Here is a 26,594-nt window from a genome sequence, read left to right on the forward strand (position 1 = left end):
ATCGCTGTTCTGCTGGTCCTCATCGCTGTCGCCGCTATCGCTTCTTCGGCACGATCAGCCGACCCTCGTTGATGTTGACCTCGTCGCCGATCAGCACGATCGAGGCGCCCTTGCCGTTGCCGACGGTCACTCCCTTCTCGTCGATCTGGATGAACGCCCCGCCCTTGGCCTCCAGCAGAATCCCCGTACCGCCCGGCACGTCCGACATGACCAGCTTGTGATCGCCGGGCGTCTGGATCACCACCGGCTGGGACCCGGGCAGTTCGGCGCTCGCCCGGGGCGGCAGCTCGGCGGCGTCCCCGTACCAGCAACCGGTCCAGACCGGGAAACTGGCGTCGCCCTGCTCGAACTCGATCCACACGCCCGCGCCGATCTCCGGCACGGCGTACTGACCCGACCGGCGCCCGGTGAACGGCAGGCAGGGCAGCGCCCAGGTGGACGCCTCGTCGCCGAGCACGTCGGGGACCTGCGCGGTGATCCGTCCGAGCTTGAGCGGGTCCTTGTTGTCGATGACCCGGCCCCGGAACTTGCCGAGGAAGCGGTTGCTGTTCGGTGCCGCCATACGGAATTCTCCTGGTCCTTACGGGCGTACGGTCCCGCTGCGGGCGATCAGCCCCTCGCGGGAGAGCGTGAAGTTCTGCTGGTACGAGCCGGGCCTGAGGTTGTGCGTCACGGACTTGACGTAGTAGTCGCCGTCGTACGTCACCCCGGCGCCCCGCACCCCGACCAGCTCGCGCGGACGCAGCACGTACCCGTGGCGGTTGACGTCCAGCGATCCGGAGCCAGAGATGGCGTCGGCGGAGGTGGCGGCCCTGGCGAGCGCGGTGGCCTCCGCCTGCCCCTGGTCCATCTTGGCGGTGCCGGAGAGCGTTCTGCGTTTGAGCGCGGGGGTGGCGCGCCGTCCGAGCGGCGGCCGGAGCGGGCTGATGTCGGGCTGGGCGAGCAGGGTGGAATCGCGCGACTTGGGGTCCTGCACACGCGCTTGCGGTTCCTCGCGGGCGGTTCCGTCGTACGCGAAAGTGAGCTGGTCGACGGTGGAGTTGTTGTCCATATTGACGTTGAGCGCGTGCTGCCGTTGACCGAGGCGCTGTTCGGGCCCCCAGAACGCGGTGGAGCGGCCGGGAACGGGCCCGGGATCGAGATAGAACGTGAACCCGTTGGCCTTGGCCAGGTCGTTCACGTACTGGAGATCGGTCCCGGTCTGATAGTCCACGCGGCGCTGCTCGTTGGGCGGCTGCTGGATCTGCTCGCGGATGATGCGCGTGTCGATCCCGTAGTCGGCGTACTTGGCGAGGATCCGCTCGACGCGCTGCGAGGGCGCGAGATTGGGATACCGGTCCGTCCGCTCTTCGAGGTCCAGCAGCAGGGTGAGGTCCTCGCCCGTGACGGTGAGGGTGGTCTGCCCCGGCTGGTTGCTGGCGCCGACCTCCTGCCGCACGATCAGCCCGTCGAGCAGTACGGTGGGCGTCCCTTTGACGGTGGCCGTGACGATCACCCGAGTCCGAGGATCGAAATACCCCTCGGGCAGCAGCCGTTGGCTGATCACCCCCTTCTTGGTCAGATCGAACGCGATCTGAAATCCGCTCCGTTCCCCGGCGGTCGTGGTGATCTGCGCGGAGAGCAGCGCCTCGGTCACCTCGGCGGGCACGGGCCGGGTGAGCTTGGGACCCATGTGGAGGGTGAGGTGTACGGGCCCGTTCCCGATGGGTTCGTCAGCCACGGAACCCACCTGGCAGCGGAATCTCGATGACGCGCCCCGGCTCGCATGTCAGCTCGCCCGGATCGAGGACCGGATTGGCATCGGCGATCTGCCACCACTGCCTGGGATCCCCGAAGTACCGCTGCCCGAGCTGATCGGGCCGCTCGCCACTGCTGACGGTGTGCGGCGCGGTCTCGTCGCCGCTCTGGGGCAGGGGTGGCAGCAACCGCCGTTTGGCGTACCGGACTTCGGTCCCGTCCGCCATGCGGTACACCCCGATCTCGGCGTCGTGATACCGACTGGACCGGGGATACGGATGGGCCCCGGGTATCCCGTCCCAGGCACTCTCATAGGGCTCGACCATGTGTCCGCTACCTCCCCGTCCCGATCCCGCCACTGAGCCCGAGGCTCCCGAACTGCCCACCGACGGCGGCCCCGGCGAGCCGTTCCTTCTGCGCGAGGTGCGCGAGATACAACTCGGCCCCGCGATGCCCGGCCGGCAGATCACTGACGGTCAGCACCTTCAGCCCTATGCTGAGCGAGGCCCGGATGGGATTCAGATTCACGTCGAACGCCGACTCGTTGACGGACAACTCGGTGAGCCGCACGGGCATCACCCGCTTGCTCCCCCAGGTGAAGAGCGTCAGCGGCGTCTCGATGGGACTGATCTCGATGGACCCGTTCTGCGCGAGCCGCGAGGCGGCCCGGAGCTGCGCGGTGGTGGGCTGCACGAGCATCTCCAGCACGGCGAGCTGAGGATGAATCCCATCGGGAGCGGCGACATCGAGCTGATCAGTGGCATCGATCTCGGCGGTGAACTTCCACGTCTCCTGCGCCGGCCCCTTGAGCCGCAGGGCTTCGTTCCGGTCCCCGCTTCCACTGCCACCCCCGCCGGAGTCACTGCTGCCCCCGGCGGCTTGGGGCGCGACGGAGCGTTCGAGGGTGTCGGGATTGAACTGGAGGACGATGATGCGCTGCGGGGTACCGCGCTCGGGGTCGACGATGACGATGCCGGACCGGATGGGTTTGGGTATGTCCGCGTAACGGCTCACAGTCGTTCCTCCAGCCGGGCCCGCAGATCCGAGTAGTCGTATGCGGGAAAGAGTTTCGGGAACACGTCCAACATGGTGGACAGGTCATCCGCGACACCCCCGAGGCCGGTGTCGGTGAGGTCTACGTCGGCGTACAGGTACTGCCAGCCGTTCGTACCCTTGGTGACGAGGAGCGTGTCCAGGTACTGGGCGTAGTCGAGGTCCAGTCGGAGTTCGCTGTCGGAACTGTCGTAGTACCAGATCTCCGGCGAGAGGAGCCCGGTCGCGGTGGGCGGGACGCGCAGTGCAGCGAGGGTGCCTGCCCCGGTCCTGGGATGCTCGTCGAAGATACGGAACTCCGAGTAGAGAACGCGCCGTTCCGCGTCGACCTCCTCGTGGATCAAGTGCTCGCCGGTGGCGAACATGGCGGCGGAGAGATGACGCAGCGAGAATTCACCGCTGAGGCTTGACTCACCCCTCGTGAAACTCCAGTGACTAGAGATTCCGTCGAACCGGAGAAAGACACGCTGTAGTTCCGGAGCAAGTCGGATGCCGTGCCACTCCTCCAAGAGGGCAAAGGCATTCGGAGCCTCTCCGACGGCCTCTTCGATATCCCCCCTCTCCTCGTAAAAAACCTGCACCTCCGTGGCGTCCTGGAGTTCGTTCAGGATCCGGAGGTATCTGAGTTCCTGTTCCGTGAAGCGTGCCATGATCCCTTGGATTTCTACGTGAAGCGAATGTTGCCCTTCTTTTTGACGACTGCCTTGAGCTCCTTTTCGAAGTTCCTGAGCTTCCTCGGTGCGGTGGCGTTCAGGTTCCGCTTGTGCACCTTCAGGCGCACCATCAGCTGATAGATGTCGCGGTAGGGTGACTGGTCTCGTACGGCCAGCGCGAAGGCGCGGCTGACACCGAATTCGCTACTGATGGAGTCCGGACCTTTTCCGTTGATGTCGAATCTGGAATCCAGAGCTGTAGGGCGCTCGATGCCGTCGCGCGTGTAGTGGCCCTCGGCGGGCTGCTTCCGCCATGTGTTGCCCGTGGCCCCGTACTTGCCCCAGGACATGGAGATCTTTTTGGGAAAGTACTCGTCAGGAGCCGGATAGAAATTGACCGCGTAGTTGTACCAGATCATTTTCACCTGAGGGTCCTTGGTGATGGACTTGTGCGCCGGCAGTTCGATGCGGTACGCGAATCGGCTGTTGACAGCCGTGCCAGGGGCAGGCACGAGGTTGGACGCCGATGCCTTCCCGCCGAACTTCTCGGTGAACATGTGCATACGCACCCACGCCGTCTCGTTCCGGAGCTGAGGCGGTACCAGTTGCCAGCCGAGCGGAATCAGGTTGTTCCCGCGTGGTTTCTGTCCCTTGTGGTTCTTGATGGACTTGTTGATGCCTGTGGCCTGGAATCCCGCAGCGCGTACGCCGTCGGTGTAGGCAGGGAGAATCATCGGCAGCAGCGGTGGATCGTTCGGATCGACCTCGCGCAGCTCCAATAGCCCCGCCAGCCTGCGCAGGGCAATGTGCAGGGCCGAGTAGGCAGCTTGGCCGGTCGGGCTGTGAGCGGTCGTGCCCTTGGCCGGCAGTCTCCGCTGGATGCCCGCCGTCACACGATGCTCCGCCCACGCGGAACGAATGGATGCCAGTTGGCGGTCCCGGCGGTCGGGGGCGTCCTCGATCTGCCTGGCCTCGCCTTCCCACTCCTTGAGGTACCTCTCGACCGGGTCGGTCTGGCTGCGTACCACCATCTCGGCACCGGGGCCTCGCCCACGGAACATCAGGGTGTGCGTCTCCCCGTCCAGGTTGCGGAAGACCACTCTCGGCATCTCCTGCTCACGCGTTCGCTCCTGCGGCCTGCGCTCTTCCCGGCGCCGCCGGTCGTGCTGCCCCTCCTGCCGACGCCGCCATCGGTCCAGCAGGCGACGCAGCCGGTCGTTCAGGCGGCTGCCGATCCTGCGACGGGTTTTGCCGTAGAGCCTGCGGCCGGCGCGACGTGCCCTGTTGACGGCCGACTTGATGGTCTGGCGGGCACGTCGGAGCGGCCGGCGCCGGGGGCGGTCCCCGGGGCGTCGGTCCTTGTCGGTGTCGCGGCGCCGCTCGTCCCTGCGGTCGTCGTCCCGGCGGCGGTCGTCCGGTCGTCGGCGGTCCTCGCGGCGGGTGTTCCTGGGGTCGCGGTCCCGGTCGCGGTCGTTCGTACGGTCCGAGTCGGGACGACGCCGATCGGGGCGGAGCGTGTCCCGGGCCGGGCCGCGGCGCGTGGGCCTGCTCGTGGGGCCGTCCCGGTCCTCGTCGCGTGTCCTGCGCTCCGCGTCCCGCGCCCGCCTCCTCGCCGCGTTGACCTCCCGGCCGTCCTCACGTCGCGTCTCGTCGTCGTGGCGCTCCTTCGGGCGTGTCGTGTGCGAGGGGCGCGGCTTCTTCTCCGGGGAGGAGCGCTTGCCGGGGCTGGGCTTCGGCCGGGGACGGGACGTCTGGTCCGCTGTCGGCTTGCGGGGTGCCGGGCGGTCGGTGGCGGGGCGGTCGGTGGCCGGACGGTCGGTCGTCGGGGTGCGGTCGTCCGCAGCCGTGGCGGGCTCGTCGTTCCTGGGTTTGCCGGGCGGGTCCGGCTGGCCCGGAGAGTCGGACGGTCCCGGCTTCTTCTTGCGCAGGTTCTTCAGCATGTCGCCGAGCCGGTCGGCCACCTTGCCCATGAACCGGCCGACGCCCTCGATCAGGAACTGGTACACCAGCTCCAGCAGCGCGACGACCCCCGCCGCGACCGCCTTCGCGAAGGGCAGCGCGCCGTTGCCGCTCTTGACCGACTTCAGAAAGTCCATGAAGAGCCCGAAGGCGGCGAGGATCTCGCTGAGCGCCCCCCAGGCCGTCTGCAGGGCGTCGATGATCGCCATGACCCAGCCTGCGCCGGGGATGAGCTTGGCGACGACCTTCTCGACGACCAGGACGCCGATGATGAGCGGCAGTTGCGGCAGGGCCTCGTCCCAAGCCATCTGGCCCATCTGCTCTGCGGTGACCCCGCCGTCCAGCAGTTCCTGGAAATCCTCCATCGGGATGCCGATGATCTCCTGGACCTTCTGGTTGAACCAGGCTTTGACCGCGGTCTTGATCTCCTCGAAGAGGTGGTCCTGCGCCCCGGTCTCCGCGGCGGCCCCCGCCTTGCTGATCCAGTCGCCCGGATCGGAGACGATGTCGTTGAAGATGGCGGCCCACTCGCCGAGCCCCTGTACAACGGCCGCGCCGAACTCCAGCGCGCCGACGGTCACGGTCTCCGCCATGTCTACGGCCGCCAGCAGCCCCGTCTCCAGCAGGTCCAGCCCCGCGACCAGAGCGTCGCACAGGCCGTCGAGCAGCTTGCCAGCGACTTCCTTGAGAGCGTCGGCGAACTCGTTGACCTTCTCCACGGCCCAGTCGCGCGCGCCGTCGATGGTGTTGCGCCACTTGTCGCGCATCGCCGGGTAGTCGGCGAGGAGTTCGTCGCCGAGGGCGATCAGGGCGTCGGCGAAGACGTTGATCTGGTCGATGACCCAGTTGCGGGCGTCGTCGATGAGCTGGAAGACCGCCTGCTTGAACCTGTCGATGAGGTCGGTGACGACCCGACGCGCCTCCTCGAAGACCGTCTTGATGGCGTTCTTGAGTTCCTCGAAGAATTCCTTCAGCTTCTCGATGGCCTCTTCGAGCCAGTTGTCCGCGTCGCTCTTGCCCTCGTCCTGCTTCTCCTCGGCCTCCCGCTCGGCGTCGTTCTGCGTGTCCGTGATCCTCTGGTTGTCGTCCTCGGTGCGCTTGTCGACGTCCTCGTCGGTCTCCTTCTCCTTGTCCGTGATGTCCTGGCGGACCTTCTCGTACTTCTTGCCCTTCTTGCCGTCGATCTCCGCGACCTTGTCGTCCTGTTCCTTGCGCCACTGGTCACGGGAGTCGGCGATGTCGGTGCGGCCTTTGTCGCGGGCGTCCGACTGCTTCTCGCTGCTGACATCGACCTCGCGCTTGAGGTCCTGGTCGTGCTTCTGCCGGTCCTGCTGAGCCTTCTGATCCTTGGTCCGGCGCTCCTGTCCCATCTTCTGCCGGCCCTCGGTGAAGCCCGCCTGGATCTGCGGGCCGCGGTCGTGCTCGGCCACGGCGGAGGCGGACTCGATGGGCACGCCCCCGGACACCGACCGAGGGCCGCTTCCCTTCGCGGTCTTCTTCCCGCCGGACACCTTGCCGGTCAGGGTCTCCCCGGGCACGTCCGGATAGATCTGGTCCTCGCCCATCGGCAGGCCCGCGTCCGTACGGCCCGACTGATGCAGCTCGTTCTTCCGCTCGTCCAGCTTCCGGCTCTGCTCGTCCGTGCGCTGTGGATCGGAGTCGTCCTCCAGCGGGAGCCTGGGCGCATCGCCCACCTTGGCGTTCCGCAGCCCCTCGTCCTTGGTGGGGAGCCCCAGGATCGAGTCGATCAGATCGTCGAGCGGCAGGATCTCCTTCAGGAGGCTGCCGAACAACTGGGCGCCGATCGTCACGGCGATGTCCCACCAACTGGGCTCCGGCACGTTCGAACCCGGCAGCTCGCCCTCCGGTTTCTGCTCACCGGTGATCTCGGGCGTGCTGCCCTGCGCCGCCTGGGTACGGGCCACCTTGGCGTTGGTGTACGTGCCGGGGGCCGCCACCGTCGGGCCGCCCGGCACCGTCCTCGGGGAGCCCGACGGGCGCCGCGTCTTCGGCGGCGCCTTGCGCAGCGTCGTCCGCTCCTTGTCGACCGAACGGCCGACCGCGCCGTCGACGCCCTTCAGCGTCTCCAGTGCCTGGTGCGGCTTGAGCCCCGCCGCGGTGGCCAGCCCCGATTCGGGCGTGGCGTTCGAGACATCGGGTGCCGGAGCTTCCTTCTTGGCCTTCCCCGCGCCGGACCCGCCGGCCCGGCCGCCGCCACGACCGGCCCGCCCGGGAGCCGGGGCGGAGGCCGAGGCCGAGCGGCTGCCGCCCCCGCCGCCTCCGCCCCGGCGGACGGTTTTCGCCGCCTGCCGGGCGGCCTGACGCTTGGCCCCCGTCGGCCTTGCCCGGGGACCCGCCCCCGTGGACCCGGCGCGTGGCGCCCCGGTGGCCTTGGGGGAGTTGGCCTTCGCCTCCTGGCCGGCCATGGGCGCGGGACCGTTGCCCGGCGCCGGCGCCGGGGCGGAAACCGGCCCCGGCGCAGAGACCTTGTCCGGGCCGCTCTGCGGGGCGGGGGAGGTGGCAGGACCCTTGCCCTCGGTGACGTCCTGGTCGGCGGGGACAGCACTGGGCCCGGGGGCGGGCGTTTCCTGCCCGGTGTTCCCGCCGCCCCCGGCTCGGTCCGTACCCGTCTCGGCGGTCCCCCCGGACCCGGCGTCGGTCTCCGTCCCGGCCGTCCCGGCAGCGCTCTGGCTGTCGGCGGCGCGGCCCGACTCCCTGGCCGTATCCGCCTGGCCGCTTCCGTCCGCCCCCGCGGCCCTGCTCTCCGCCGCGGAACCGGACGAGGCCGTGCCGGCTCCCTGGCTACGGGCGTCCTCACCGGCCTTGTCCAACTGCCGAGGGGCAGCCGTCTCGCCGGGCCCGGAGACCGCTCCGCCCCCCGCGCCATCGGCGGTACGAGCCTCCTCGTCCCGCCTTTCGGCTTCGGCGTCCTCCCCGCGTTCCTCCGTTTGCTTCTTCTCCCACCGCGTTTCGGCGGAATCAGTCATGGGGGTCGCGGTCGGCCCAGAGCCCGCCAACCCGGAGTCGCCTGCCCCGCTGTTTTCTGTGGAGCCGAGGTCCTGATCGGCGGAGCTGACACCGAGGAGGTCCTGGATGGCGCGCCTCTCGGACTCCTCCTCGGCCTCGGAACGTGAGGGACTGTCCTGGGGCGTGTCGGATTCGGTCTGGTCCTGTACCGCGTCCGGCGCCAATTCGGCAGTCGTGGACGGAAGGCTGGGCCGAGCGGCCGTTCCCTTCCGCCGTTCCTCGACGAGGCTCGGGTTCTTGGCCGCATCCGTGTACCCGACGAGGTCGATGCCGGGAACGGGTACGTCACCTCTGCCCGCTTCCTCGTCCGCCGCCGCGTCCCCCTGCTCCTCGGCGCCGTCCGCGGACTCCGACTCCAGCCCCAACGGCTCGTCGTCGGTGCCTTCTTCGTTCTCCGGATCGCCCGCAGCGCGAGCTGTGCCGGGGTCACCGCCGGTCCTGGCCTTCTCGCCGGGTTCGGCACCGCTCCTGTCCACGGCTGCCGGGGCAGCCGCGGCACCCCTGCTGACGGCGGGGCTCCCGGCCGGGCCTTCGGTTTGCTGCGGCTCCTGTTCCGCAGCCTGCTGTTCCTGCTCCTGAGCGGTGGCCTCCTCCTCCGGACCTGACGACTCCCGCTCCTCCTCCGCACCCGCTTCGTCCTTCGGCGCATCCCTCTCGGCAGAGGCGTTCCTGTCCTCCTGCCGCTCCTGGGACCGGTCCTGCTGCCGTGCGGCGGCCTCTCCACGGTCCTGGCTCGCCGCCTGTTCCGGAGACGTGGTGTTCCCGTCCGCGCCAGCCCCTCCCCGTCCTCCAGGCGCGGTCGACTCTTCGGCCGTCTCACCGTCTCCGGTGGACTTCCCGTCCTCTCCCTGCGGACCAGGCTCGCGCCGGCCGTGACCGGTGCCCTCCGTCGGCTGCCGCTTCTCCTCGGCAGACTCGCGCTCACGTTCCTGTGCGATGTCCTCGGCCTCGCCGGGGACCGCCTCGGGGGCACCGGTGGCCGCCAGTGGCAACGGCCCCTGCTGCTCAGTCTCGTCGACCAAGTCCAGCAGCCGGTCGAGTACGGGGGTGGTCAGCCGCAGTTCCAGTCGATCGAGGACAAGGTCCTGCACCTGCGGCGCCATCCGCGCAAGTTGGAGCCGCACCCGACCCGACCGGTCCTCCGGGTCGCCCCGCAACGAGCGCACCACCCCGTGCGCCAGGCGGTCGAGCAGTGTCGCGGGGTCCAGTTCCTCCATGCGGCGGCGGTCGGCGTCGACCGTCGCGTAGCGGAGCCAGCCGGGGGTGGACTGGCCCTTCTCGACCGTCGAAGGCTCCTCGTCCCGGGCGTGTAATCCGTCCCGTACGAGATCGCGCGCCGTCGACTCCGCCTCCTGTTCGATCGCCTGCTGCGGCAGGCTCACCGCGCCCAGGTCGCGGCCCGCGCGGAGGGTGCCCAGGCCGTGCGGGTTCTGGACCGTGTGCAGGAGTTCGTGGGCGAGCAGGCGTTGGCCGTCCGCCGTGCCCGATACGTACGCGCCCTCGCGGAAGAAGATGTCCTGGCCGACGGCGACCGCGTCCGCGCCCAGCAGTTCCGTGAGCGCGCCCGCGTCGCGGTCGGTGTGCAGCCGCACCTGGCCGAAGTCGTGGCCGAGCCGTTCCTCCAGCTCCCGCCGTACGCCCGGATCCAGCGGCTGGCCCGCGCCGCTGACGATGTTCTTCGGCTCGGGCGCGGCGGATCTGGCCCGCTCCTTGCGCTTGCTCCGCCGTTCGGTACGGGCCGCCTCGGCGTCCTGGGACGCGCTGCGGGACGACGTACTCATCGTGGTTCACCCCGCCCCGACAGACCCGCGTGCACCGCGCGCGCCAGCGCCTCGCCCAGCCGGCCCGGCGAAGTGGTCGCGGGCAGCGGCGGCAGTCCGGACAGGGCGTCCAGGGTCCGGCCGCCGTCGGCCGCCAGCGGCACGCCGCGTTCCCTTACGAGCCGGGCCAGTTCGGCTTGGAACGCCGCCGACACCCGCTCGGGGTCCAGCCGTTCGAAACCGTCGAGCACCAGCTCGCCGATGTCCACCCGTACCTCGGACGACGACATACGCCGTGCCTCGTTCAGACCCATCCGTGGACCTCCGAGGGCGTCAAGGAGCGGTCCAGCTTGAGGTATTCGGTACGTGCCGCCTCCAGCATGTGCCGCATCTGGAGCCGGCCGCCCTCCTCCGCCGCGAGGAAGGCGCCCGACAGCGCGATATTGCGGATCGAGCCGCCCGCCACGGTCAGCCGGGCGAGCCGCTCCGGATCGATGTCCTTCAGCGGCGCCCGCGCGGGCAGCACACGCCGCCAGATCTCGACGCGTTCGCTCTCGCCGGGGAACGGGAAGTCCACCACGAACCGGATCCGACGCATGAACGCCGTGTCCAGCGCCTGCTTCATGTTCGTGGTCAGGATCGCCAGACCCCGGTACGCCTCCATCCGCATCAGCAGATAGCTGACTTCGAGATTCGCGTACCGGTCGTGGCTGTCCTTGACCTCACTGCGCTTGCCGAAGAGCGCGTCCGCCTCGTCGAACAGCAGCAGCGCGCCGCCGCGTTCGGCCGCGTCGAACACCCGGCGCAGGTTCTTCTCGGTCTCGCCGATGTACTTGCTGACCACCTGCGACAGATCGATGACGAACAGATCGAGACCCAGCTCGCGCGCCATCACCTCGGCGGCCAGGGTCTTCCCGGTGCCGGAGCCGCCCGCGAACAGCGCGGTGACACCGAGGCCCCGGCGCAGCGTCGCCGCGAAGCCCCACTCCTGGTAGACGGTGGCCCGCTGCCGTACATGCGCGACGATCTCCCGCAGGATCCTCGACTGCCGCTCCGCGAGCACCAAGTCGTCCCAGCCGGCCCGTGGTTCGAGGCGCCGGCCCAGCTCGTCCATGCCCATCCGGGCCTCGGCCAGGCCGGCTTGCCAGGCCAGCGCCGCGGCGTCCGGCCCGTCCTCACCCGGCAGGTCCCGTACGACGGCCGCGGCGGCGGAGCGGACGAGATACGGCGGGAGCGCGAACTGCTCGACCAGGTCCCGCAGTTCGTCCTCCGACACCTCCGGTACGCCCGCGAACGCGTCCGCCCACACACCGAGCTGCTCGTCGGGACCGAGCGCCGGTACGGTGACCCGCGCGCCGCGCGGACCGGCGCCGGCCCGGGGATCGGTGCTGGAGACGACCAGTGGTACGGCCGCGCTCTCGATGAACGCGTCGGTGGCGGCGGCCTGTTCACGGTCCAGCTCACCGGTCTCCAGCAGCAGCGCGGCGGGCAGCAGGACCGCCTCGCGCTGCCAGAGCCGAGCGAGCCGGTCGCGTTCGGCCGGAGCTGACGGAATGTCAGCGGCGGCCATCGTGTACAGGCCGAGCCCCGCACGACGGGCCGCCGCCGCGGCTATCTCGGCACGGGACCGCGGGTCGCCGCCGACCAGTTCGGCGCGGCGCGGGCTGTACGGTCCGGTGGCCGCCCAGCTCGCGGCGACCCGGGCCGCCGCCAGGTCGTACGAAGGGGGGAGGCTGTCCGGCGCGGGTGTCCGGCGCAGCAGGCCGTGCAGCCGGGCGTCCAAGTACGGCGAGCCGACGAGGAAATGCAGGATGCGCTCGTCGAGCCGGAGCCGCGAGGTGGTCAGCCGCGACTCGTCGTCCAGCTCGACGATCCGCCAGCGGCGCAGTGGCGCGACGGGCGTGAGCGCACTCCAGTGCGGCTCGCCCAGCGCGGCGAGGGCGAGCGAGAAGGTCGGATGCGCCCGCTCCGGATGACCGCTCGCGGCGGCGCAACGGCTGCCGGTGGTGGGGTCCAGCTCGGCGGCGGCGGTGAGCAGGACGACATCCCGCTCGAACGGACTGAGCCCGAAACAGGCGACAAGCGCGTCGAGGGACGCGGGCCCGGAGGGCACGCCCGTCTCGTCGTGCGAGGCGGCCCGCCCGGCCGCCTCCGGCGTGGGTGTGCCGCCGTTACGGGTGCGCTCGGCGTGTGCGTCGACGCGGGCCAGGACCGAACGCATGGCGGCGGCCAGTGTCCGGCCGTCCGTGCTCGCCTCGTCGTTGGTGCTCATGCCCTCACCCGCCCCCGTGTCGCGCACCGTGCCTCAGCTCTCCCCGCCGTCTTCGCCCGAGCCCGACCCGGCGCCCGAGCCCGAGTCCCTGCCCGAGTCCGATCCCGAGCCTGGCCCCGACCCCGCACCCGGCCCGGACCGCGTGCTCTTCCGGGTACGAGCAGTCGGCGCTGCCCGCTTGGTTGTCGTCTTGCGAGCCGCGCGCTTCTTGGCCGGCGTGGCAGCCGCAGACCCCGGCTCCCTGACCGGGTCTTCCACTGAAGGCGGCGCAGGCGCAGGCACTTGCACAGGTGCTGGCGTCGGCGCCGAAGGCCGTCCCGGTGCCCCCTCCGACCCCAGCGGCACCACCCGTACCGTCCGCTTCTCCACCGGCTTAGCCGCCACCGGCCGTTCGCGGCCCTCGATCAGCACCAGCGACGCCTGATACGCCACCGACAGCGAGTACGGCGTCTGGTGGAGCATCCCCCAGAGCTTCGACGTCTCGTCGATGTCCATCACCGTCGGTGTGAACCGCACCCGCTGCGCCGACACCGCCAGATCGCTGCCCGCGAGATGCGGGCGCTCCGCCGCCAGCTCGATCAACTCGTATGGCAGGAGCGGGAATTCGTGCAGAGTACGGACCACACATCCGATCAGGCGCTGGCCGATCAGCTCCGCCTCCTCGCCGTACGCGCTGATCAGATAGTGCAGATCCAGCGGCGCGGCGGGCCGGTTGAGCAGGGTGCCGTCCGAGGCACGCGTCGGCAGGTCGGTGTGGCGCATCGAGGCGTTCGGTGTGACCTGGTACAGGAAGACATTGATCGTCGGCTCGACCGGCGGCTCGGCGGGTGGTTTACGGGTCTCGACCTTGACCGCGATGTCCATCTCGGGGCCGAGGTTGCTCTCGATCAGCAGAGCCAGCGCCTGGGTGACCGTCGCGAGGGCAAGTGCGTTGCTCATGGCCTCAGTTCCTCGTCTCGCCGCGCGCGAGATAGGCGTCCAGCGTCAGTGCGGGCGCGGTCCGTCCCGTCTGCCCGGCCGGCGTACGTACAGAAGCTCCCGGCGCCACTGCCGCGCTCACCTCCAGCCGGCCGATCCGCACGTGGACGACTCGCTCCGGCGTCCGTGAAGCCCGCCGCCCCACCCCGTTCGCCGCCGCGCCCCGCGCCACCGCTGTGTCGGCGTCGCGCGGCCGCGCACGAACCGGGGCGTCGGCCGCCGGAGCGACCGGGGCACGCGGTACGGTCCCGGCCCCGGGTGCCCGTACCGGACCGGGCACCGGGGGCACCGGCGCCCGCCCGGCCGCGCGCGGACCCTCCGTCGCCGAGGGCCGCGGTCCCGGAACCACGGTCGCCGAAGGCCGCAGCACCGGCCCGGCGTTCGGCGGAGGGACCACGGCCGGCCGCCCGGGCTCGCCGGGCCGCGCGGGCTCCGTCCGTACGACCGTGTGCCGGTCGGTCCGCACCTCGCGCTCCAGGCGCACCGACTCCACCGGCCCGAAGGCGGGTCGGGGCGCGGCCGGGATCAGCGCGGCCGGCTCGTCCGGCTCCGGCAGGCCCGTCCGTACCGCCTCGGGCCGCTCGTACGGACCCGGCAGCCGGGGCCGTACCCGCACCGCGTCCCCGGCGCCGCCCGCGGCGGACCCCGGTGCGTACCGGGCCAGCAGCCGGTCGAAGTAGTCAGCCATCCGCGCACAGCTCCAGGTAGTAGCGGCGCCGCAGCGGGCTGAGCGCCAGGATCTCCGGTTCGCTCCACCCGTAGGCGGAGGCCAGCAGATGGACATCGAGCATCAAGTCCCGTGCCCAGCAGTCCAGTTCGGTCCACAGATACGAGGTGATGTCCAGCTCGGCCGGGGTGGCCGCGCCGCACTCGGGGCAGCGGACGTTCAGCGTCACATCGGCCGCCGGGTCGGCGTCCGCCGCCGCCTCGGCGAGGCGCCGCTCGATGCGCTCGGGCAGCAGTCCGGCCAGCCGGTCCGCCGGTACGGTCTCCCCGCCCCGTACGGCCGAGACCGTGCAGCGCTCCACCAGCAGTCGGCGGGCCTCGCCCGGATCCCGTACCGCTCCCGCCGCCGCGACATCCGCGACGGTGGGCAGCCGGAACTCGACCACCCACTCGCCCTCGGCCACCCGCAGCGGACCGGCCACGGCCGGCGGCCGGGCGGCGGCCAGTTGAGCCGCGTCGAGGTCGAACTCCATCGCCTCACCGCACGACGCGCACTCGGTACGGACCTGCATACGCTCGCCGAACAGCGCCCGGCGCAGCGCGAACAGGTCCGCCTCCCGCGCACCGACCGGCATCGACAGCAGCTCGTCGGCGCCGGCCCCCGGGCGGGCCGCCCGGTGCAGCAGCAGAGACCTCCCCGGACCGTGCTGGGCCAGGCCGGCCTCCCAGGTGGCGAGCAGCTCGGCCGGCCCGGTCATGCCGGATGGGTGAACGAGGGCTCGACCGGTTCCTCCACCTCGTAGTCGCGCTCCCAGCCCTCGCATTCGAGCTTGACGCTCTGGATGGCGACCGCGTTGGCGTTGGCGTCCAGCTCGCCGAGGACCTGGTACTCGCTCACCCAGGCGCGGTACATTGTGCGAGACGGCCACCTGTCCGGCCTCGTTGAGGACCTGGATGATGATGTCCTTGCGGAAGTCCCGCAGCGAGACCTCCGCGCCTAGCCCGGCACCGACCTGCCAGACCTTGTTGGCCCAGCGGTCGAACTCCGGGTCGTGGGTGACCCCGCGTTCGAGGGTCACGCCTTCGAACTCGGAGCGGCCCGGCGATTTCCGCGGTGAACTCGGATCTCCCCCATGGCGGTGCTTGACCACTTCGGTGGTGCGCTTCAGAGGACTGATCTTGCTGATGCCCGCGACCGTCCGACCGTCCCACAGGACCAGGAACTTGAAATTCTTGTAGGGGTCGAAGCGATGGGCATTGACCTGGAACTCGGCCATCGTTTTCCTTCGTGTTCCTTTGCCTTGGTTAAGAGAGGGAGAGTTCTCCGGCCACCTGCTGGATGGTGACGATCACGAACTCCGCGGGCCGCACTGGCGCGATACCGACCACGACATTGACCACTCCGCGGTCGATATCCGCCCGGGTGGTGGTGTCCTTGTCGCACTTGACGAAGTACGCCTCGCGCGGGGTGCCGCCCTGGAAGGCGCCCTGCCGGAAGAGATCATTCAGATACGCCGACGCCTTGAGCCGGATCTGGAGCCAGAGCTGCTCGTTGTTGGGCTCGAACACGACCCACTGGAGGCCGCGGTGGAGGCTCTCCTCGACATGCAGCGCGAGCCGCCGCACCGGTACGTACTTCCACTCGCTGTCGAGCGCGTCCGCGCCCTCCAGGGTGCGCGAGCCCCAGATCAGCGGGCCGACCACCGGGAAGGTGCGCAGACAGTTCACGCCCAGCGGGTTGAGCAGGCCGTTCTCCCGGTCGGTGAGCTTGACCGTCAGCGACCGCACCCCGGCGAGCCGCGCCTCGGTCCCGGCCGGTGCCTTCCATACCCCGCGCTCCGCGTCGGTACGGGCGATCACCCCGGCGACGGCACCGGACGGCGGGAAGGAGCGCAGCCGTCCGGTGAGCGGGTCGGTGAGCTGGAGATGCGGGAAGTACAGGCCCGCGTGATTGCTGCGTACGGCGTCGAACGTGCCGATCCCGGCGCGCGCGGCGTCCACCCCGCCCCAGGCCGAGGGCGAGTCCACGAGCAGGAAGATCCGCCGCTCGCGGCAGAGCTGCTCGGCCGCGGACAGGACGGTGACCATGTCCTCGGTGGACTCGTACGCCGAAAGCTCGGGCAGCGTCAGCAGATTGACGTCGTCCATGTCGCGCAGCGCCTGGAGCCCGGTCTTGGCGGCCTCGCTGCCGATCAGATCGCGCGGTCCCGGCGGGTCGCCGTCCTTGCCGCCCTTCAGCGGGAAGACGGGCGGGTTGACCGAGGCCTCCAGCCCCAGGTCGTTGGCGCACTCGCCGACGAAGCGCACCACGTCGTCCGGGTCGAGGGACCCGGCCACGACCTGGAGACGCCGGCCGAAGGCGGTGACCTCGGCGCCCGCGTAGGTGTGCTTGCCGGGCGCGTCGGGCAGCGAGCGCAGCTTGCGCTCCAGCAGCAGCGCCAGTTCGGTGACGCTCCCGGGTGCTTCGCCGTCATGGTCGGGCTCGTGGAGGGTGAACTCCCGCTCCACATCGCCGATCTTGACCTTCAGCTCGACATCGAGATCGGGCAGCTCGGCCGAGAAGGGCTTGGAGACCGTCCCGGACGGGTCGGGCCGCCCCTCGTCCAGGGCCTTCACCCGTACGAGAGAGGAACCCGCGTTGACGACCGTCTCCACGAAACGGCCGTGGCCGGCGCTCATCGACAGTCCGGTGAAGGACTCGCGGGCACCGCCGCGCGCGTCGAGGATCCGCAGGTTGAACGTCTTGTCGGGGGTGGGCGTGTCGTGGTCGACGGCCACCCGCAGCCGTGAGCCCCAGACGCCGGGCTCCTTGGCGCGTACCTCCAGCACCGGGCACTCGCTGTGCCCCTCGGTGGAGTCGAGCGTGACACAGGCCTCCTCGCCGGTGCCCGCCCTGGCCACCCGGACGATCACGGCGACCGTGCCGCCGTTGCCGAAGAACTGGTGCACGGCGTACGAGACCGCGCTCTGCGAGGTGAGCCCGCCGAAGCGGCGCTCGAACTCGGCGAAACTGCTGATCCGGACCGGCTCATTGAGCGGACCCCGGCGGGTGTGCCCCACGAACGCGGTCACCGACGTGGTGACCGAGGCGATGGTCCGGATGCCGCTGGGAAGCTCTTCGATGTAAACGCCGGGATAGCTCATATGCGTCGGCATTCCCCCTCCATTCCCTTCGCGCACCAAGAGATGAGGAGAGGAGGTGAAGAAAGAGCGTCGATGCCGCGAGTTCGCATAAACGTTCTCGGTTTTCCCCCGGTCACACACCCCGTGCGATATCGGTCTCGCACAGCCATCCGTATGCGGATGCACAGACGAACGGCGCACGCGCTTGTGGTTCTTGTTGCATCAGTGCCACTGGCGAGTGTGGTTCCGCCCCAAGAGATGGTCAAGGCGTCGATCCGGTCAATGGGTGATCATTTGACTGTGACGCTCTTCCGGGCAATGGGGCGTGGTCAGAGCGATGACCGGGGATGAATATGGAGAACGGTTCACGATCGCTTCACAGGAAAATTCGATTAAGTGCGGCAAACAAGCCGAATGGATTTTCCCCCGGCGCGCCGCCTTGCGAAGCGCCGGTCCGTGTCCGGGGCCGTCCGGGGCAACGGAATCGATCAACGCTCATCGGGCGAGGTAAGTGACCGCGGTGCAGGCGCCGCTCGCCGCGCCCACCGCCACAACTGCCGCCGCCACACAGCGCGTTCGCAGCGTCCGGTAGCGCTCCGTGTACTCGCCGCGCAGCTCGGCGGCGCGCTCCGAGATACGGACGAGCATCGCCCGGGAGGCCGCCAGCCGGTCCGCGATGTAGGCGCGCTCCACATCCTCGCGCTGGGCCGTGGTGAGCCAGGGAAGCTGCTCGCAGAAGCGTGCTGCCCGGCCGCGCGCGTCCTCGATCTCGGCGTTCCACAGCAGATACCCCTCCAGCCGGACCAGTCCGGGCGCGCCGGCGCTGTTCTCGTCACGCTCCACGCGTACCTCCTCGTTCCGGGACGGCGCTCACTCCGGCCTGTCCCCGGGCGGCGCCGCGGTGGTGGTGCCGGTGCGGCGGTTCATGGCCTCGTCGAGCGACCGGATGGCGGGGTAGTGCAGATCGAACGCGGGGGATTCCGAGCGGATCCTCGGCAGGGTGAGGAAGTTGTGCCTCGGTGGCGGGCAGGACGTCGCCCACTCCAGCGAACGCCCGTAGCCCCAGGGGTCGTCCTCCTCGACCTTCTTGCCGTACTTCGCGGTCTTCCAGACGTTGTAGAAGAACGGCAGCATCGACAGCCCGAGCACGAACGAGGAGATGGAGGACACGGTGTTGAGTGTGGTGAAGCCGTCGGAGGCGAGATAGTCCGCGTACCGGCGCGGCATCCCGGTGACGCCCAGCCAGTGCTGCACCAGGAAGGTGCCGTGGAAGCCGACGAAGAGCGTCCAGAAGGTCATCTTCCCCAGCCGCTCGTCCAGCATCTTGCCGGTGAACTTCGGCCACCAGAAGTGGAATCCGGCGAACATCGCGAACACCACGGTCCCGAAGACGACGTAGTGGAAGTGCGCCACCACGAAGTACGAGTCGGAGACGTGGAAGTCCAGCGGGGGCGAGGCCAGCAGGACGCCCGTGAGCCCGCCGAAGAGGAAGGTGACGAGGAAGCCGATCGACCAGAGCATCGGTGTCTCGACGGAGATCGAGCCGTGCCACATCGTGCCGATCCAGTTGAAGAACTTCACCCCGGTCGGCACGGCGATCAGGAACGACATGAACGAGAAGAACGGCAGCAGCACACCGCCGGTCACGAACATGTGGTGCGCCCACACCGTGATGGACAGCCCCGCGATCGCGATGGTGGCGCCCACCAGTCCGATGTAGCCGAAGACCGGCTTGCGGCTGAAGACCGGCAGGATCTCGGTCACGATGCCGAAGAACGGCAGCGCGATGATGTACACCTCCGGGTGCCCGAAGAACCAGAAGAGGTGCTGCCACAGCAGCGCGCCTCCGTTGGCCGGGTCAAAGGCGTGCGCGCCGAACTTGCGGTCGGCCTCCAGCGCGAGCAGCGCGGCGGCCAGCACCGGGAAGGCGAACAGCACCAGTACGGCGGTCAGCAGCACATTCCAGGTGAAGATCGGCATTCGGAACACCGTCATACCGGGTGCCCGCATACAGATGATCGTCGCGATGAAGTTGACGGAACCGAGGATCGTGCCGAAGCCGGACAGCACCAGCCCCATGATCCACAGGTCCCCGCCGACACCGGGCGAGTGGACCCCGTCGGTGAGCGGGGAGTACGCGAACCAGCCGAAGTCGGCGGCGCCGTTGGGGGTGACGAAGCCCCCGAGCACGATGAGGCCGCCGAAGAGATAGAGCCAGTACGCCAGGATGTTCAGCCGGGGGAAGGCCACATCGGGCGCCCCGATCTGGAGCGGCATGATCCAGTTGGTGAATCCCGCGAAGAGCGGTGTCGCGAACAGCAGCAGCATGATCGTGCCATGCATGGTGAACGCCTGGTTGAACTGCTCGTGCGAGATGATCTGGATGCCGGGCCTGGCGAGTTCGGCACGCATGAAGAGCGCCAGCGCGCCCCCCACGATGAAGAATCCGAACGAGGTGATCAGATAGAGCGTGCCGATCGTCTTGTGGTCGGTGGTGGTCAGCCAGCCGACGATGACACGGCCCGGCTGCTTGCGCCGTACCGGCACCTCGTTCTCATAGGAGTCCTCGGCCTCGGCCGGCTCTTCGGTGCCTGTGGTCGTCACTGCGAACGTTCCTCCGGTCAACGCCTGGGGTGGGGTCGGCAAGCAGCATGGCGCCGCTTTCCCCGGCGTGGCGCGACCGGTTCGTCCCCGGCGCGTCGTGCGGACCGTGTCCGTACGCCTCGGAGGTGCGGTGTTTCCGGGGGCCCGTGGCAGAGCCGGTCACCGGCCCGGGGCTCCCTGCCGTCAGCCGCGGCGCGCAACATTCACCCGATGGAGTGGATGCGTGGGTGCTGTCCGGTCGTGTTGTGTCCGCGAGAGAGTGTGCGGTGTCGGTCGGCGTGTCGGCCCGCCGCGGCGTGGGCCGTGCTGGACGCCCGGCCCGGCCCGGCGCGTATTACGCCGGCCGGTCGGTGTGCCACTCCAGATGGACGGTGAAATTCGCCTCGGTGGCCGCCTTCGCCACCACCACTCCCGCCTCCGCGGTCAGTTTGACCCCGAAGTCCACGGCGACCGTGTCCGGCGGGTGCGCCAGATCGCGTACCCGCTCCACCATCGCGTTGAGCGCGGGCCGCACCAGGTCCAGGGCCTCCTGAAGGGTGTCGGCGACCGCTCCCACCTGCGCGCCCCCGCGGCCCGCCCGGGAGATACCGCCGCCCTCGCCCTCGGCGATCTCCAGCGGGACCGACGTCCCGTCCGCGAGCCGCAGTTCCCCCACATACGGCATGGCAACTCCTCGCTGACTCGGCCCGGCGGTCGGCCGGTTCCGTAAGGATCCGGCGAAATGACCCCGAAATCAATGGAGTTGCCACACGGTCGCCCTCGGTACGGTGTGCCCGCCCCCGGTGTCAGTCGACCAGGCTGCCCAGCCGCCCTTCGAGCAGTACGAGCAACTCGCCCAGACCGTCGGCGAGCTGGGCCTGGCTCCGGGCGCCGAGGCCTTCCAGCAGGGCCGCCTCGTACCGCAGTTGCTCGGGCAGCAGCCGGTCGAGCAGCGTGCGGCCGTCGGCGGTCAGGGAGAGATGCGCGACCCGGCGGTCCCGTTCGTCGAGCCGTCGGGTGAGCAGGCCCCGGCCCTCCAACTGCCGCAGCCGCTTGGTCACGGCGGCTCCGGAGGCGAAGGTCTCGCGTGCGATACGTCCGGGTGTCAGCTCCCGGTCCGTACGCCGCAGGGCGCCCAGGATGTCGAACTCCGGCCTGGTCAGGCCCTCCCGCCGCAGGGGCGCGTCGGCGGCCTGCTGGAGCAGTGCGAAACAGCGGTTGAGCCGCCCGATCACCGCGATCGGCGCCAGCTCAAGTCCGGGCAGTACCTGCTCCCACTGCCGTATCACCCCTGCGACGACATCCTCGGCCACCTGTGCGCTCCTCTGGTCCTGTCAGGGGCATGGTTCCGGTCAGAGGCCGATTCTGCCCAGCCGGAGGCCGGTCCATGGCGCGCCCGGCCAGGCAATACCGGGCTCTGTATACGGTCCTCGGCGGCCCGAAATGGAAGCGCGGAATTTTACCAGCGAAGTGCATTCCGCGCCCAAGATGCCTGCGCTACACAAAAACCGACAAAGCGCGCAAAATAGATAGGGCGCGACTCGGCGTCGCGCATCGCGGTCGGACTTGCGCGAACGAAGGAGGCGAGTCGTATGGCCGACGTCTCACATGCGAGGGGGGACCTTGCCGGTCATCCCGATGTCCCCGAGATGCGGGAGCGTTACGCGCGCCTGCTCGGCGGGCGCGATGTGGCACTCGTGGACGGACCACTGTTCCTCGTGGGTCTGTACTGCGCGCTGTCACCCTGGATCCTGCACTTCTCCCGCACTCAGCCGTCGCTGGCGGCACACAACCTGATCATGGGTATCGCCATCGCCGTGCTGGCGCTCGGTTTCACCAACACACCGTCCAGGATGTACGGGCTGAGCTGGGCCATGTGCCTGATGGGGATCTGGATGATCGTGACCCCGTGGGTCGTGGGCAGCGGTGCCGACAAGGGCATCATCTGGAGCAACGTCGTCATCGGTGCGCTCGTCTTCCTGTTCGGTCTGGTCTGCGCGGCGGCGGCCATGAAGAGCGGGGCGATGAGGGGCGGCGGCCGGGGCCGCAGGCTCGGGCCCGCGGAAGGCCCCAGGGTCGGTACCACGGAAGGAAAATGAGGTGACCGGCCAGCGGACTCCGCAGGCCTGACCCGGGCCGGAGCGGACACAGGCCTCGGCTCCGCCGAGGCCTGCCGCATGCCCGCGCTGCCCGACTCCCGCTGCCGGCAAGGCAGTTGTGCCATGGATCCGGACCGGCGTCCCGCTGAACGACGGCGTCCGCCCTGAACGACTCATCCGGGCGTCCGCCCTGAACGGCTGATCCGCGGTGGTGCGGCCGGCATTCCGCTCTCGGCCGCACCACCGCGTGTTCGTGGTGTCACGTCGGACCGGCGGCTACTCCCACTCGACCGTCAGCGTCGCGTCCGCCCCCGGCCTCAGGAAGACGTACGCCGTCGACGCGGGCGCGTTCACCAGCCGCAGCCGCGCCTGGGTGACGCCCGTACGGTTCACGGTGGTGAAGGAGCCCGACGCCTTCGTCCCCGAGGAGAAGGCGCCGAACTCCGCCGCCTCCGTCACCGAGGCCGCGGCGGCCCAGTCGTCCGTGCCCGTTGTGCACGCCGCCCCGAAGCAGCCCGTCCTGATGTCCGCCACCATCCGGTTGCCGCCCGCCCACGGGTCACCGCTTCCACTGGCGCGCGTCACCGTCAGATACGCGCGGGTCACCGTCGCCCCGTCCGGGATCGACGAGGTGTCGAAGGAGAGCAGGGTCCGGTTGTGCAGCCCGTCCGTGCCCCGGCCGACCGCCAGCCCGAGGCTGCCCTCCAGCGTGCCGACCGCGGGACCGCCGCCGGTCGCCGACGCCTTCACATAGCCGTCGTCCGAGGCCAGGCTCGGGAACACCGCGGAGTGCGGCTCCTCACCGGGCGGCGTCCCGCCGCCGTCGCCGCCGTCCAGCCCCCAGAACTGGCCGATGCGGTACGACGCGCACAGATTGACGTCAAGGATGTACGCGCCCGCCGTACCGCACTGCTGCGCCCCCGTTCCCGGGTCGACCGGCTGGCCGTGCCCCATCCCGGTGAGCGCGTACGTCTCCACCACCGCGCGCCCCGCGCCGTCGCGGTACACCGCGTGCGGATAGCCGGCCACGGTGTCGGTGGCATCGGCCGTGGTGTCCGTGCCGTGGACCGCGGTCCACTGCTCCACGGTCTCGGTCATATTGGCCGGGACGACGGTCGTGTCGCTCGTGCCCTGCCAGACGGAGACCGAGGGCCAGGGACCCGCGTACCCGGGATAGGCGCCACGGACCTTGTCGGCCCAGGCCGCCGGCGACAGGTTCGTCCCCGGGTTCATGCAGGTGTACGCGGCCAGCACACTGGTCGCGCAGGCGTACGGCAGCCCCGCCACCGGCGCTCCGGCGCTGAAGACGTCCGGGTAGGCGGCAAGCATCACATTGGTCATCGCGGCCCCGGCGGAGAGCCCGGTCGCGTACACCCGCGCGGGGTCGCTGCCCAGGTCGGTCTTCATCCGGTCGGTCATCTGCTTGATCGACAGGGCCTCGCCCGCTCCGCGCCGGATGTCCCCGGACTCGAACCAGTTGAAGCAGGAATTGAGGTTGTTACCGCCCTGCTGCTGCGGCAGCACCAGGGCGAACCCCCACTGGTCGGCCCATTTGGTCCAGCCGGTCTCCGTGTCGTACGCGGCGGCCGACTGCGTACAGCCGTGCATCGCCACGACCAGCGGCCGGCCCGCGGGCAGCCCGTCCGGCACATAGCGGAACATCCGCAGATTGCCGGGGTTCGAGCCGAAGCCGGTCACCTCGGTGAGCGAGGCGGCCCGTGCCTCGGGTACGAACCCGGGTCCGCCCGCACCGAGCAGGGCGACCAGCAGCGCGAGCAGCAGCCCGGCGGCGGAGAGTTTTCTCGTACGTGTACGGAGTGTTCTCGTACGAGTACGGATACCGGTACGGATCGCATGCATGGCGGCTCCTTAGAGGTGTCCCCCCTCTGTGGGATACGGACAGTAGGGCCGCTCGCACAGCACGGAGCACGGGCCGGACCACCATCAATCCAGCGGATCGGTGGGGTCCGGCCATATGGACGTTCCGGGGGCGATACCACCGGCGCCCCTGGGAGCGGTACCGCCCAAGGCATGACGGTTCCGCCCAGAGGGAATATCACTGGGAGGTCTAAAGTCCGATAAAAGGGAAATGGTAGAATCATCAAAGGGTAGAGATCGGGATGGATGACACGCGTGGTGCGGCCACCTGGAAGGCGCCGGAAGGGTCCGGTGCGGGGGTGAGGTGGGCGACAGCAACGATCGACGCCGACGGCATAGTGGCGTGCTGGAGCGCGGGCGCCGAGCAGGCGCTGGGCTATCTGCCGGCCGAGATCGTGGGTCACGCGGCCAAGAGGCTTCTCCGGGGCTCGCTGCCCGAGTCGGCCCGGCGCTCGCTGGCCGGCCGGGAACCCTGGAGCGGCGAGGTCGCGGCGCGCCACCGGGACGGCGACCCCGTGGACATGGACCTGTTCGCCTGCCCGCTAACGGACGTCGACGGAACGGACGCCGAAGGAGCCGGGGCGTGGCTGCTGGCGGCCGTGTCCGGACCTGGCACCGGCCGTGACGTCCCTCCCCGTTCCCGCACAGACCGGAGACACGACACGGACCCGCACGGAACAGAGCCGCTCGACACCGACCTGATGGATCACGCGTTCGCCCAGTCGGTGCTTCCGATGGCCATCCATGACACCGACCTCCGGGTGATCCGCGCCAACCCGGAGATGTGCCGGATCACCGGGCTGACCGAGGACGGGATGCGCGGAAAGCGGACCGGGTTCCTGACCGGCAACCGTCAGGACGTCCAGGTCTCCGGGCCCATGCGGCGCGTGCTGCGCACCGGCGAGGCGGAGACCGCGATGACCTTCCGTACCGCCGCGGGCGAGGGCCGTGAGCGGGCCTGGCTCGTCTCGCTCTCGCCCCTCAAGGGCCAGGACGGCAAGGTCAGAGCCATCGCCCTGGCCGGTCTCGAGATCAGCGAGGAGTTCCGGGCCCGCGAGGGACTCACCCTGCTCAGCGAGGCCGGTCTGCGGATCGGCACCACCCTGGACGTGACCCGTACCGCCGAGGAACTGGCGAGCACCCCCCTGCCGCAGTTCGCCGACTTCATCAGCGTCGACCTGCTGGACTCCGTACTGCACGGGGACGAGCCAACTCCCGGGCCCCTCTCCGGCGACATACGGCTGCGCCGTGTCGCCCACCAGTCGGCCCAGCGCGCCGATGTGCCCGAGGCCGCCGTCGCCATCGGCGAGGTGGACAACTACCCCGAGTTCTCACCGCCCGCGCGCTGTCTGGCCACCGGCCGCGCCGTCCTCACGGGGCCCTGGGACGCCGGCTACACCGAGTGGATGGCGCGGGACCCCCGGCGGGCCGCGAACTGCCCGAACTACGGGGTCCAGTCGATCGTGGCCGCGCCGCTGGTCGCGCGCGGGAACGTGCTGGGCGCGGCTCTGTTCTGCCGCAGCGCCAACCCGGAGGCCTTCACGGCGGACGATCTGCTCCTCGCCGAACAGCTCGCCGCCAGGGCCGCCGTCTGCATCGACAACGCCCGGCGCTACACCCGCGAGCGCAGCACCGCCGTCGCCCTGCAGCGCAGCCTGCTGCCGAGGGGCGCGGCCCGGCAGTCGGCCGTCGAGGTCGCCACCCGCTACCGGCCCGCCGACTCCCAGTACGGCGTGGGCGGCGACTGGTTCGATGTCATTCCGCTCTCCGGCTCCCGGGTCGCGCTGGTCGTCGGCGATGTCGTCGGGCACGGCATCCACGCCTCCGCCACCATGGGCCGGCTCCGTACCGCCGTACGCACCCTCGCGGACATGGACCTGCCGCCGGACGAACTCTTCACCCACCTCGACGACGTGGTCCTGCGGCTCGCCTCGGAGAACGCCGACCAGTCGGCGGACGACGCCTATCTCGGCGCGAGCTGTCTGTACACCGTGTACGACCCGGTCTCCAGGCACTGCAGCGCCGCCAGGGCGGGCCATCCGCCGCCCATACTCGCCAGGCCGGACGGCACGGTCGAGGTGCTGCGGCTGCCGCCGAGCCCGACCCTGGGGCTGGGCGATCTGCCCTTCGAGGCAGCCGAGTTCGAGATCCCGGAGGGCAGTCTGCTCGTCCTCTACACCGACGGCCTGATCGAATCACCAGAACACGACGTCGGCTCCGGCATCGATGTCCTGTGCGACATCCTGCGCACCGCGTCCGCCTCGTCCGCCTCGCCCGAGGCCGTCTGTGACATCGTTCTCCGGACCCTCCAGTCCACCCGGCCCGTCGACGACGTGGCGCTGCTCGTCGCGCGCACCCAGGCCCTCGACGCCGGACAGGTCGCCACCTGGGAGCTGCCGGCCGAGCCCGCGCTGGTCGCCGACGCCCGCGAGCGTGCGGCGGACCAGCTCGCCATGTGGGGCCTGGAGGAACTGACCTTCACCACGGAGATGGTGGTCAGCGAGCTGTTCACCAATGCCATCCTGCACGCCGGCGGACCCGTCCAGCTCCGGCTGATCCGCGACCGCACACTGATCTGCGAGGTCTCCGACGGCAGCACCACCGCCCCGCACATGCGCCGGGCCCGGGTCTTCGACGAGGGCGGGCGGGGGCTGCTGCTGGTGGCCCAGCTCACCGAGCGGTGGGGGACCAGACAGCTTCCCACCGGCAAGGCGATCTGGGCGGAACAGGCGCTTCCGGCGGCCTGATCCCCGTACGGTCTTCCGGTACGCGAGGGCACGGGGGGCATACGAGGGCAGGCGAGGGC

The 26,594-nt window shown here is 70.2% G+C and carries 19 protein-coding genes and 1 pseudogene; 2 read left to right on the forward strand and 18 right to left on the reverse strand.

Annotated elements, in window-relative coordinates:
- Nucleotides 1–34: 34 nt before the first annotated feature.
- The 17 genes and pseudogenes from WH07_RS03790 to WH07_RS03870 form a co-directional block, all read right to left on the reverse strand.
- Nucleotides 35–562, reverse strand: coding sequence for a phage baseplate assembly protein V (locus WH07_RS03790; RefSeq protein WP_046495237.1), 528 nt, complete (start codon nucleotides 560–562; stop codon nucleotides 35–37).
- Between the two features lie 18 nt (nucleotides 563–580).
- Nucleotides 581–1,720: a hypothetical protein gene (locus tag WH07_RS03795; RefSeq protein WP_046495240.1), complete on the reverse strand. Its 1,140-nt coding sequence runs from the start codon at nucleotides 1,718–1,720 to the stop codon at nucleotides 581–583.
- Nucleotides 1,713–2,063 carry a LysM peptidoglycan-binding domain-containing protein gene (locus tag WH07_RS03800; RefSeq protein WP_046495241.1) on the reverse strand — a complete coding sequence of 117 codons (351 nt, stop codon included), beginning with the start codon at nucleotides 2,061–2,063 and terminating at the stop codon, nucleotides 1,713–1,715. Before WH07_RS03800 ends, WH07_RS03795 begins: the two co-directional genes overlap by 8 nt.
- Before the next feature lie 7 nt (nucleotides 2,064–2,070).
- Nucleotides 2,071–2,751, reverse strand: a complete 681-nt coding sequence (locus WH07_RS03805) for a hypothetical protein (RefSeq protein ID WP_046495243.1) — start codon at nucleotides 2,749–2,751, stop codon at nucleotides 2,071–2,073.
- Nucleotides 2,748–3,440 (reverse strand): hypothetical protein, encoded by a 693-nt coding sequence (locus WH07_RS03810; protein ID WP_046495246.1) that lies wholly within the window; start codon nucleotides 3,438–3,440, stop codon nucleotides 2,748–2,750. Before WH07_RS03810 ends, WH07_RS03805 begins: the two co-directional genes overlap by 4 nt.
- Before the next feature lie 14 nt (nucleotides 3,441–3,454).
- Nucleotides 3,455–10,210 carry an eCIS core domain-containing protein gene (locus WH07_RS03815; protein ID WP_046495248.1) on the reverse strand — a complete coding sequence of 2,252 codons (6,756 nt, stop codon included), beginning with the start codon at nucleotides 10,208–10,210 and terminating at the stop codon, nucleotides 3,455–3,457.
- Nucleotides 10,207–10,503, reverse strand: coding sequence for a hypothetical protein (locus WH07_RS03820; protein WP_046495250.1), 297 nt, complete (start codon nucleotides 10,501–10,503; stop codon nucleotides 10,207–10,209). The genes WH07_RS03815 and WH07_RS03820 overlap by 4 nt, the downstream gene beginning before the upstream one ends.
- A complete protein-coding gene (locus WH07_RS03825; protein WP_046495272.1) occupies nucleotides 10,494–12,461 on the reverse strand; it encodes an ATP-binding protein in 1,968 nt (655 codons plus the stop codon). The genes WH07_RS03820 and WH07_RS03825 overlap by 10 nt, the downstream gene beginning before the upstream one ends.
- A 33-nt stretch (nucleotides 12,462–12,494) precedes the next feature.
- A complete protein-coding gene (locus WH07_RS03830; protein ID WP_046495252.1) occupies nucleotides 12,495–13,400 on the reverse strand; it encodes a DUF4255 domain-containing protein in 906 nt (301 codons plus the stop codon).
- A 4-nt stretch (nucleotides 13,401–13,404) separates the two neighbouring features.
- A complete protein-coding gene (locus WH07_RS39515) occupies nucleotides 13,405–14,127 on the reverse strand; it encodes a hypothetical protein (RefSeq protein ID WP_046495254.1) in 723 nt (240 codons plus the stop codon).
- Nucleotides 14,120–14,863 (reverse strand): T4 family baseplate hub assembly chaperone, encoded by a 744-nt coding sequence (locus tag WH07_RS03840; RefSeq protein WP_046495256.1) that lies wholly within the window; start codon nucleotides 14,861–14,863, stop codon nucleotides 14,120–14,122. Before WH07_RS03840 ends, WH07_RS39515 begins: the two co-directional genes overlap by 8 nt.
- A pseudogene (locus WH07_RS41905) lies at nucleotides 14,860–15,382 on the reverse strand (phage tail protein). Before WH07_RS41905 ends, WH07_RS03840 begins: the two are co-directional and overlap by 4 nt.
- A 28-nt stretch (nucleotides 15,383–15,410) precedes the next feature.
- Nucleotides 15,411–17,261 (reverse strand): phage tail sheath C-terminal domain-containing protein, encoded by a 1,851-nt coding sequence (locus WH07_RS03850; RefSeq protein ID WP_046495258.1) that lies wholly within the window; start codon nucleotides 17,259–17,261, stop codon nucleotides 15,411–15,413.
- A gap of 462 nt (nucleotides 17,262–17,723) precedes the next feature.
- Nucleotides 17,724–18,071 carry a hypothetical protein gene (locus WH07_RS03855; RefSeq protein WP_046495260.1) on the reverse strand — a complete coding sequence of 116 codons (348 nt, stop codon included), beginning with the start codon at nucleotides 18,069–18,071 and terminating at the stop codon, nucleotides 17,724–17,726.
- 27 nt (nucleotides 18,072–18,098) lie between these two features.
- Nucleotides 18,099–19,832: an aa3-type cytochrome oxidase subunit I gene (gene ctaD / locus WH07_RS03860; protein ID WP_046495262.1), complete on the reverse strand. Its 1,734-nt coding sequence runs from the start codon at nucleotides 19,830–19,832 to the stop codon at nucleotides 18,099–18,101.
- 334 nt (nucleotides 19,833–20,166) lie between these two features.
- Nucleotides 20,167–20,496, reverse strand: coding sequence for a CU044_2847 family protein (locus WH07_RS03865; protein ID WP_046495263.1), 330 nt, complete (start codon nucleotides 20,494–20,496; stop codon nucleotides 20,167–20,169).
- 121 nt (nucleotides 20,497–20,617) lie between these two features.
- The gene (locus WH07_RS03870; RefSeq protein WP_046495265.1) at nucleotides 20,618–21,124 is read right to left on the reverse strand and encodes a MarR family winged helix-turn-helix transcriptional regulator; all 507 of its coding nucleotides are present in this window, start codon (nucleotides 21,122–21,124) and stop codon (nucleotides 20,618–20,620) included.
- 279 nt (nucleotides 21,125–21,403) lie between these two features.
- Here WH07_RS03870 and WH07_RS03875 point away from each other — a divergent pair, with 279 nt between their 5' ends.
- Nucleotides 21,404–21,910, forward strand: a complete 507-nt coding sequence (locus WH07_RS03875; RefSeq protein WP_079022920.1) for an SPW repeat protein — start codon at nucleotides 21,404–21,406, stop codon at nucleotides 21,908–21,910.
- A gap of 276 nt (nucleotides 21,911–22,186) precedes the next feature.
- Here the strand turns inward: WH07_RS03875 and WH07_RS03880 are convergent, their stop codons facing one another.
- A complete protein-coding gene (locus WH07_RS03880) occupies nucleotides 22,187–23,770 on the reverse strand; it encodes an extracellular catalytic domain type 1 short-chain-length polyhydroxyalkanoate depolymerase (protein ID WP_079022921.1) in 1,584 nt (527 codons plus the stop codon).
- Nucleotides 23,771–24,030: 260 nt separating this feature from the next.
- Between WH07_RS03880 and WH07_RS03885 the strand changes: the two genes are divergently transcribed.
- Nucleotides 24,031–26,535, forward strand: coding sequence for a SpoIIE family protein phosphatase (locus WH07_RS03885; RefSeq protein ID WP_052744226.1), 2,505 nt, complete (start codon nucleotides 24,031–24,033; stop codon nucleotides 26,533–26,535).
- Nucleotides 26,536–26,594: the final 59 nt, after the last annotated feature.

The organism is Streptomyces odonnellii (assembly GCF_000981895.1).
GTDB classification, from domain to species: domain Bacteria; phylum Actinomycetota; class Actinomycetes; order Streptomycetales; family Streptomycetaceae; genus Streptomyces; species Streptomyces odonnellii.